8 protein-coding genes, 1 rRNA gene and 1 pseudogene are annotated in these 9,122 nt (G+C 73.5%); 6 read left to right on the plus strand and 4 right to left on the minus strand.

All coding sequences use genetic code 11. The annotated features are described in order from the left end of the window. Positions 1-34: 34 nt before the first annotated feature. Positions 35-580 (minus strand): annotated as a pseudogene (locus ACWEOZ_RS10235) (phasin family protein); the annotation flags it as partial. Between the two features lie 116 nt (positions 581-696). Between ACWEOZ_RS10235 and ACWEOZ_RS10240 the strand changes: the two are divergent. The 5 genes from ACWEOZ_RS10240 (at position 697) to ACWEOZ_RS10260 (ending at position 4,597) form a co-directional block, all read left to right on the plus strand. Then, entirely contained in the window at positions 697-1,032 is a 336-nt protein-coding gene (locus tag ACWEOZ_RS10240) for an SCP2 sterol-binding domain-containing protein (protein WP_451910400.1), read from the plus strand. A gap of 83 nt (positions 1,033-1,115) precedes the next feature. After that, positions 1,116-2,006, plus strand: coding sequence for an ABC transporter ATP-binding protein (locus ACWEOZ_RS10245; RefSeq protein ID WP_451910401.1), 891 nt, complete (start codon positions 1,116-1,118; stop codon positions 2,004-2,006). Then, positions 1,999-2,820: an ABC transporter permease gene (locus tag ACWEOZ_RS10250; protein WP_451910402.1), complete on the plus strand. Its 822-nt coding sequence runs from the start codon at positions 1,999-2,001 to the stop codon at positions 2,818-2,820. The genes ACWEOZ_RS10245 and ACWEOZ_RS10250 overlap by 8 nt, the downstream gene beginning before the upstream one ends. Positions 2,821-2,825: 5 nt before the next feature. Continuing rightward, on the plus strand, positions 2,826-3,932 hold the full coding sequence (locus ACWEOZ_RS10255; protein WP_451910403.1) for a sensor histidine kinase: 1,107 nt from the start codon (positions 2,826-2,828) through the stop codon (positions 3,930-3,932). Beyond that, complete coding sequence (locus ACWEOZ_RS10260) at positions 3,929-4,597, plus strand: response regulator transcription factor (protein ID WP_451910404.1); 669 nt, start codon at positions 3,929-3,931, stop codon at positions 4,595-4,597. The genes ACWEOZ_RS10255 and ACWEOZ_RS10260 overlap by 4 nt, the downstream gene beginning before the upstream one ends. A 301-nt stretch (positions 4,598-4,898) precedes the next feature. On the opposite strand, the gene ACWEOZ_RS10265 is transcribed toward ACWEOZ_RS10260, so the two are convergent. Continuing rightward, positions 4,899-5,876, minus strand: coding sequence for an HAD-IIA family hydrolase (locus tag ACWEOZ_RS10265; RefSeq protein ID WP_451910405.1), 978 nt, complete (start codon positions 5,874-5,876; stop codon positions 4,899-4,901). Continuing rightward, positions 5,873-6,736, minus strand: a complete 864-nt coding sequence (locus ACWEOZ_RS10270; protein WP_451910406.1) for a Replicase polyprotein 1ab — start codon at positions 6,734-6,736, stop codon at positions 5,873-5,875. Before ACWEOZ_RS10270 ends, ACWEOZ_RS10265 begins: the two co-directional genes overlap by 4 nt. An 18-nt stretch (positions 6,737-6,754) precedes the next feature. Here ACWEOZ_RS10270 and ACWEOZ_RS10275 point away from each other — a divergent pair, with 18 nt between their 5' ends. Further along, a complete protein-coding gene (locus tag ACWEOZ_RS10275) occupies positions 6,755-8,890 on the plus strand; it encodes a hypothetical protein (protein ID WP_451910407.1) in 2,136 nt (711 codons plus the stop codon). Positions 8,891-9,034: 144 nt separating this feature from the next. Here ACWEOZ_RS10275 and rrf read toward each other — a convergent pair. Continuing rightward, positions 9,035-9,122: ribosomal RNA gene (gene rrf, locus ACWEOZ_RS10280) — 5S ribosomal RNA — on the minus strand; the annotation flags it as partial.

The raw sequence follows: 9,122 nt of genomic DNA on the forward strand, positions 1-9,122 counted from the left end.
GAGCGGGCTGGGCCGGGGCGGTGACGTCGCTCGCCGGCGGTGCGGCCTTCGCGGCCTTGCGCCCCGGCGTCACCGCGGCGGGCCTCGTGGTCGTCGTGGGTGCGGCGGCGGCCGGCATCGCGTTCGGGGTCGCCTTGACCGCCTTGCGCGCCACGGCCTTCTTCGCCACCGCCTTCTTGGCCGGCGGCACGACATCGGCCGGGCCGGGCTCGGCCAGTGTCACGTCAGCGGCAGCCGGTCCCGCACCGCCGGCCGCGCCCTCCACCGTGCCGGCGCGCGCCTGGGCCAGGCGCAGCTGACGTTCCAGGTCGCGTACCCGAGTGTTGAGGTCGGAGACCTCCTCGGCCGTGGCCAGGCCGACCAGGCCGAGCGCCCGGTCCACCTCGAAGCGCACGATGTTCGTCAGCGCCTCACGGTTGGCCAGGCCGGTCGACATCAGATCCTCGACCAGTCCCTGCAGCTGCGCGGCCGTCGCGCCGCCACGGTTCACGAGCTCACCGGCCACCTGCTGCGCCCGCTTGCGCGGTGCCTCGGTCAGTCCGAGCGCCATCTCCAGATACGCCCGCCATGCGTCCTGCATGTTGCTCCCTCCGGCTCGCGCCACGCGTGTGCTGGTGCAACGCTACCGGGCGTACCCGCAGGTGCATTGCGGTACCGTGCGGAGCGTCGAAGTGGTGTCGTGGAGGAGGTCCGGAATTGGCCAGCGTGGACGAGTGCCGGCAGGCGTTGCACGATCTCGCCGCCCGGCTGGACGCGAACGCCGAGACCCGCGGCAAGCTCGACCTGGACCGCACGCTCGCCTGCCGGGTGAGCGACCTGGACACCGCCTTCCACGCCCGCCTGGCCGGCGGCCGCCTGGTCGACATCGCCGACGGCGACGACCCGAAAGCCAAGATCGCCCTGATCGCGGCCGGCGACGACCTGATCGCGCTGGTCACGGGCCGGCTCGACGTCACCCGGGCGATCGCCTCGCGGCAGGTGTCGATCAAGGCCAACCCCTTCGATCTGCTCAAGCTGCGCAAGCTGCTCTAGCCACTGCCGTACGACCTGAGACGTACGGGAAATGACGTCTCAGGTAGGACGCGTGTAGTCCCGCGGTTGACCACGATGGGCTCATGACAGCACCCGTCGAGGCCCGGCGACTCACGAAGCGCTACGGCACCCTGACCGCCGTCGACAGTCTGGATCTACGGGTCGAGGCGGGCGAGGTCTACGGCTTTCTCGGTCCCAACGGCGCCGGCAAGACCACCACGCTGCGCATGCTGCTCGGGTTGATCCGGCCCAGCTCCGGCGAAGTGCGCCTGTTCGGCCGCGCTCCGGGGCGGCTCGACGGGGTCGGCGCGCTGATCGAGGGGCCGGGCTTCTACCCGTACCTGAGCGGCCGCGACAATCTGCGGGTCATGGCCCGCCACGCCGGCGTCGGGCCCGGCCGGGTCGCGGCAGTGCTCGACCAGGTCGAGCTGACCGGCCGGGCCGGCGACCGCTACGCCACCTACTCGCTCGGCATGAAGCAACGCCTGGGGGTGGCCGCCGCTCTGCTGAAGGATCCGCGCCTGGTCGTGCTCGACGAGCCGACCAACGGCCTGGATCCGGCCGGCCTGGCGGACATGCGCCTGCTGGTGCGCCGCCTCGGCGCGGCCGGCTGCACGGTGCTGTTGTCGAGCCATCTGATGACCGAGGTGCAGGAGCTGTGCGACCGGGTGGGCGTCATCGCGGGCGGCCGGCTGGTGGCCGAGAGCACGGTCGCCGAGCTGCGCGGCCGGCCGGGCCTGCGGCTGGTCGCCGAGCCGCTGGAGGCCGCCGCGGCGCAGGCCCGCAGCCTGCTCGGTGGGCACGCCGTTCAGGTCACCGACGGCGCTCTGCGGCTCACCGTGCCCCCGGAGCGCGCCGCTGAGGTGAACGCCGCCCTGGTCGGCGCGGGCATAGCGGTCAGTGAGCTGCGCGCCGACGAACGCAGCCTCGAGGACGCCTTCCTGGCCCTGACCTCAGGAGCAAGCCATGCGTGACGACATCCGCGCCGAGACGACCAAGCTGGTGCGCCGCCCGGCGATCCGGGCGTTGCTGGCGATCGCCCTCGGCCTGAGCCTGACCTTCACCTATCTGATTCCCTACGCCGGTTACGCGGGCGGCACCGGCGGCCCCCGTGCCGACCGCGGACTGACCGCGTTGCTGCCGGATCAGCTGGTCGGCAACTCCATCGGTGGCCTGCCGGTGTTCCTCGGGGCGCTGATGCTGATCCTCGGCGTGCTGGCCGTCGGCAGCGAGTACGCCTGGGGCACCTGGAAGACGGTCCTCATCCAGGACCCGGCCCGCCTGCGGGTCTACGCCGCCAAGCTCGTCACGCTCGGCCTGGCCGCGCTCATCGGTGTGCTCGCTGTGTTCGCCGCGGGCGCGGTGGCGAGCGTCGCCGTCGCGCTCGCCGAGGGCCGGCCGATCGCCTGGCCGGGCGCCGGTGACGTGCTGGCCGGGATCGCCGCGGGCTGGTTGATCGCGGCGATGTGGACGGCCCTCGGCGCGCTGCTGGGCATCGTCCTGCGCGGCGTCGCCCTGCCGGTCGGCCTGGGCCTGGTCTGGCTGCTCGCCGTGCAGAATCTGCTGGCTCTGATCGCCGCGCCCCTGCTCGACTGGGTGGCCCAGCTGCAGAAGGCCCTGCCCGGCCCGAACGCGGGCTCACTGGTCGCGGCCCTGGGCGCGGGCGGCGACACCCCCGGCGTCGAGGCGCTGGTCGGGGGCGGCCAGGCTGCGCTGATCGTGGCGGCCTACCTGCTGGTGTTCGCGGCGGCGGGCGGCGCGCTGCTGCGTCGCCGTGACATCCTGTGAGCGTCATGAAACGGGTCCGCGGATACCTGCCGGACGGGCTGCTCGTGCTCGTCCTGCTGGCGATCGGCCTGGCCGGCACCGCACCCGCGGGCCGCAACCAGGGCATCCCGTCCGTCTCCGGCTGGGCGTACGCCCTGGTGGTCACCGCGGCTCTGGTGCTCGTGGCCCGGCGCCTGCTGCCCGTGACAGTCCTGGCAGTCACGACGGTCGCCGTGTCCCTCTATCTGCTCGGCGGCAACCCGTTCGGGCCGATCCTGCTGAGCCTGGCCGTCGCTGTCTACACGGTCGCGGCCCACCGTCCGCTCGGCCAGGCCGCCATCGCGGCGGCCGGCGCCCTCGGCCTGCTGATCATCGCCGGGCTGATCGGCGACGGCCTCGGCATGGAGGCTGTCGCCCCGCAGGTGGCCTGGGTGGCCGGCCCGCTGGCGATCGGCGTGACCGTACGGGTGGGACGCGAGCAGGTGCTGCAGAACCGTCGCGACGAGGCCCGCCGCCAGGCGGACGCCGAACGCCTGCGAGTGGCCCAGGAGGTGCACGACGTGGTCGGCCATGGCCTGGCCGCGATCATGATGCAGGCCGACATCGCCCTGCACGTGCTGCCGAAGCAACCGGAGCAGGCGGAAGCGGCGCTGACGGCGATCAGCCGCACCAGCCGCGAATCCCTCGACGAGCTGCGCGCCACCCTGGGTGCGGTACGCCGCGGCGACGACCCCGACGACCGCTCCCCCGCCCCGGGCCTGGCCCGCCTGGACGAGCTCGTGGACCGCACCCGCGCCGTCGGTGTCCCGGTGGCGGTCGACGTGGCCGGGCCGCTGGGTTCGCTGCCCGCGGCGGTCGACCTGGCGGCGTACCGGATCGTGCAGGAATCACTGACCAACGTCCTGCGTCACGCGGGCACGGCCACCGCCTCGGTCCGCCTCGCCGTGACCGGCGACGACCTGACCGTCTCGATCAGCGACACCGGCCGGGGAAGCCCGCCCCGACCGGCCCGCGACGGCCACGGCCTGGCCGGCATGAAGGAACGCGTGTCAGCCCTCGGCGGCTCGCTGACCGCCGGCCCCCGCCCGGAAGGCGGCTTCGCCGTGACCGCGACCCTCCCGGTACGCCGATGACCACCGACCGGACGATCAGCGTGGTCATCGCCGACGACCAGGACCTCGTCCGGCTGGGCCTGCGCACCCTGCTGACCAGCGAGGACGACATGCTCGTGGCCGGCGAGGCGGCTGACGGGCTGGCCGCGGTCGAGCAGACCAGAACGCACCGCCCGGACGTGGTCCTGATGGACGTCCGCATGCCCGGCATCGACGGCATCGAAGCCACCCGCCGCATCGCCGCCAACCCGGCGCTGACCGGCACCCGCGTGATCGTCCTGACCACCTTCGAGATCGACGCCTACGTCTTCGACGCCCTCCGCCACGGCGCGAGCGGCTTCCTGATCAAGGACACCAAGCCGGCCGAACTCGTCCGCGCGATCCGCCTGGTGGCCGCGGGCGAAGCTCTGCTGTCACCGTCGGTGACCCGCCGGGTCGTCCGCGAGTTCGCGTCCCGGCCCAGCCGCGTGCTGCGCCCGCACCCCCGCCTCGACGCCCTGACGGACCGTGAACGCGAAGTCGTCAGCCTGGTCGGCGAAGGCCTGAGCAACGAAGAAATAGCGGCCCGCCTGGTGCTGAGCCCGGCAACAGCTCGCACCCACGTCAGCCGGGCCATGGTGAAACTGACCGCGCGCGACCGGGCCCAGCTCGTGGTTTTCGCCTACCAGTCCGGCCTGGTCGACTGACCGCAGCGCCCCCGCCGGCGCGAGCAGGCCCAGGCAGACCAGGCTAGCCGGGCTGACCGGGCGGCCGAGCGTCGCCGGCGCCGTCCGGTGAATGGTGCGGCCTGAGATTGTCCCGGGGCCCGCAGGAATGGCGATGTCGCTCCCGACGCCCTGCGCCGGGTGGGGTCGGCGCTGGGTCAGCCGGCGCTCAGGATCGCCGTCGTGCCAAGAATTGTCGCGTCCGCTGTCTCCAGCTACCCGGACACAGAAATCCCCGTGGGCGTGATGCCCACGGGGGATTCCGACAATTCACGAGCAGTGGTTACAGACCCCAGGTGGCGAAGAGCTCGCGGGCCGCGTCCGAGCCGGCCTGCGCTTTGCCGCCGTCCCAGACGAATCCGGTCAGCAGCCGCAACGCGTCGACCGGGTCACCGGAGCCGTCGAGCTTGCCGTCCACCAGCCGCCAGCCGCCGAGCTCGTCGGTGCCGGCAGCGAGCCGCGCCGCCGGCGCCGGACCGAACAGACCGGACAGGTCCGCCGCCACGAACGTCGGCCGCCGCGCCGGCGGGGCCGAGAGCAGCTCCGCGGGCCCGCTGACACCGGTCAGCACGAGCAGACTGTCCATGCCCGCGCCGACCGCGCCCTCGATGTCGGTGTCGAGCCGGTCGCCGACCGCAAGCGGCCGCTGCGACTTCGACAGCGAAGCCGCGGTCTCGAACAACGCGGGCGCCGGCTTGCCCACCACCACATCGGGCTCGCGGTTCAGCGCGGTCCGCAGCACAGACACCAGCGAACCGTTGCCCGGCAACGGGCCGCGCGGGCTCGGCAGGGTGCGGTCGGTGTTGGTCGCCATCCACAGCGCCCCGGCGCGGACCGCCAGGGAAGCCTCGGCCAGCACCTTCCAGCCGACGTCGGGGCCGTAACCCTGCACGACAGCCACCGGCTCGTCCTCGAACCGCTCGACCGGAACCAGCCCGGCGTCGCGAACCTCGGCCCGCAACGCCTCCGCCCCGACGACCAGCACCGGAGAGCCGGCGGGCAGCCGCTGGGCCAGCAGAGCGGCCGCCGCGCCGGCCGAGGTGAGCACCTCGTCGGCGGCGGCGGAAACACCCATGCCGGTGAGCAGCGCGGCGACATCGGGGGCGCGCCGCGACGCGTTGTTGGTCGCGTACGCGATAGCCGTGCCGGCCGAGCGCAGTCGCTCGACCGCCTCGGCCGCCCCGTCGATCGGCTTGTCGATCAAGTAGATGACGCCGTCCAGGTCAAAGATGACCAGGTCGTACGCCTCAACCAGGCTCACGCCTTGTCCTTGTCGTCCGCCGCCTCGCCGGAGCTCTCCTCGTCGGCGGCGGCCTTGACCTCCGCGCCTCCGCCGGCGATCTCGTCGCCCCCGGCCTTCGTGTCGGCGACCTCGGCCTCCGTGTCGTCGTCCTGGGCCTCAGTGTCGGCGGCCTTGGCCTCCGTCACCTGGTCTTCGTCCACCTGGTCCTCGTCGATGCCGGCGTCGACGTCCTCGACCAGATCGTCGTCCTCGTCGTCCTCGTCGTCGTCATCTTCGTCGGCGAAAGCCTCGTCGCGGTATTCCTCGTCCGCTTCGTCGGCGTCCGTCTCCGCCGCGGCGGCCGGCGTCTCGACGGGCTGGTCGTCGTCGTCCTCGGGCTCGTCGCCCTCGATCGTGACGCCGTCCAGCTCGAGCAGCCGCTCGGCCGCGTCGGTGAGGTTGTCCTCGTCGGCGGCCGCGGCCCGAGCGAACCACTCCCGGGCCTCGTCCCGCCGGCCGGCGGCGAGCAGCGCGTCCGCGTAGGCGTACCGCAGCCGGACCGCCCACTCGGCGTCCTCGTCCGCGGTCAGCTCCCGGACCTGCAACATCGCCACAGCGGCGTCGTGCTGACCGAGGTCACCACGGGCGCCGGCGGCCACGATGAGCAGCTCGATCGCACCCGCCTTGTCGAGGGTGTCCTTGTCGGCACCACGGAACAGATCAATCGCCCGTTCCGGCCGACCCAGGGCGCGCTCACAGTCGGCCAGCTCGGCCAGGTGCGTCTGCCGCCCCGTCATCCGGTGGTACGTGCGCAGTTCGGCGATCGCGGTGGTCCAGTCCCCCACGGCGTACGCGGCAAGACCGACGGCCTCCCGCACCACAGCGATCCGCGAAGCCATCCGCCGAGCGGCGATGGCGTGCTGCAGCGCCAGCTCGGAATCCTCGTCGATGATCTGACCGGCGGCAACGAGGTGCCGCGCGACCAGGTCGGCGGTGTCCCGGGACAGGCTCAGCAGCTCGGCACGAACCTCCTTGTCGAGATCCGTCGCCACAATGTCCTCGGGCAGCTCGGGCGCCTGGAACGCGGGCTGCTGCAGGTCGGGCTGCTCGAAGCCCCGCTCACCGCGAGGCCCACGGTCGTCCCGGGGAGCCCGGTCGTCCCGGGGAGCCCGGTCGTCACGGGTCGCGCGGTCGTCGCGGGGGGCCCTGTCGTCACGAGCCGGGCGGTCGTTGCGGAAGTCGCGGTCGTCGCGGGGTCCGCGGTCGTCCCGAGGCGCCCGGTCCGGCCGAGGGCTGCGGTCGTCGCGGGGTGCGCGGTCGCGGAAGCCGCCGTCACGGGGGCCACGGTCGCCGGTGGGACGGTCGCCACCGCGGTATCCGCCGCGGTCGCCGCCACCCTGATAGCCGCCACCCTGCGGACGGTCACCGCCGCTGCGGAACCCACCGCGGTCGCCGCCCTGAGGACGGTCGCCCTGAGGACGGTCGCCCCGGTAGCCGCCGCCGTCCGGGCGGTTGCCCGGCCGGTCGCCACCGCGGTATCCGCCCCGGTCGCCGCCACCCTGATAGCCGCCACGGTCGCCGCCCTGGGGACGATCGCCCCGGTAGCCGCCGCCGGAACCACCCTGGAAGCTGCTGCGCGGGCCGCTCTCGGAGCGGTCGCCACCGCGGTATCCGCCGCGGTCGCCACCACCCTGGTAACCGCCGCGGTCGCCGCCGCCCTGGTAGCCACCACGGTCACGGTCACCACCACGGAAGCCACCACCCTGCGGACGATCGCCGCCACTGCGGAACCCTCCGCGGTCGCCGCCGCCCTGGTAACCGCCACGGTCGCCGCCCTGGGGCCGGTCGCCACCGCTACGGAAGCCACCACGATCGCCGCCACCCTGGTAGCCACCACGGTCACGGTCACCACCACGGAAGCCACCACCCTGCGGACGGTCACCGCCACTGCGGAACCCACCACGGTCGCCGCCACCCTGGTAACCGCCACGGTCGCCGCCCTGGGGCCGGTCGCCACCGCTACGGAAGCCACCACGATCGCCGCCACCCTGGTAGCCACCACGGTCACGGTCACCACCACGGAAGCCACCACCCTGCGGGCGATCGCCGCCACTGCGGAACCCACCGCGGTCACCGCCGCGGTCGCTGCCGCCCTGGTAGCCGCCACGGTCGCGGTCGCCGCCGCGGAATCCGCCGCTTTGGGGCCGGTCGCCGCCACTGCGGAAGCCGCCGCCCTGGGGGCGGTCGCCACCGCTACGGAAGCCGCCGCCCTGCGGACGGTCACCACCGCTACGGAAGCCGCCACGGTCGCCGCCACCCTGGTAGCCGCCACCCTGCGGGCGATCGCCGCCGCTGCGGTAACCACCGGACGAGCCACCCCGGTCGCCGCCACCCTGGTAACCACCACGGTCACGGTCGCCGCCCCGGTTACCGCCGCCCTGGTATCCACCGCGGTCACCACCGCTGCGGAAGCCACCACCCTGCGGACGGTCACCACCACTGCGGAACCCACCGCCCTGGGGGCGGTCACCACCACTGCGGAAGCCGCCGCCCTGCGGACGGTCACCACCGCTACGGAAGCCGCCGCCCTGCGGACGGTCACCACCGCTCCGGAAGCCGCCACGGTCACCGCCACCCTGATAGCCGCCACCCTGCGGGCGATCGCCGCCGCTGCGGTAACCACCGGACGAGCCACCCCGGTCGCCGCCACCCTGGTAACCACCACGGTCACGGTCGCCGCCCCGGAAGCCACCACGGTCACCGCCGCCGGACGAGCCTCCGCGGTCGCCGCCTCGGAAACCGCCCCGGTCGCCGCCGGCGCGGAAGCCGCCTTCGCGGCGCGGGCCGCCTCGGTCTCCCCGGTCACCACGGGGGTTCGCGCCGGAGCCTCCGTCGCGACCGCGGCCGTCCCGGCCTTCGTCGTCGCGGTTACTGGAGCCGCCGTCCTGCGGTCCTGGGTTCACGGGTCAAGTCCTTCCAAGTTCGGCAAGGCCCTCACAACATCGGCGGGGCCGCCGGAGCACATCAAGTACGGAGCAGATCACTACGGGTAGTACAAGATCGTTCAGGTGCCGGCCCAGCCATCAGCCGCGGGGGGCGCGGGTCGAGCACGCGTCCATCCAACGCTACTAGGGCCCTGACGCACAAAAGCAGTCGAGGGCCAACCCCTATGGGGAAGGCCCTCGACTGTACGTTAAGTCCGGCGGCGTCCTACTCTCCCACACCCTCCCGAGTGCAGTACCATCGGCGCTGGAGGGCTTAGCTTCCGGGTTCGGAATGAGACCG

The sequence above is a fragment of the Actinoplanes sp. NPDC004185 genome, from assembly GCF_053603475.1.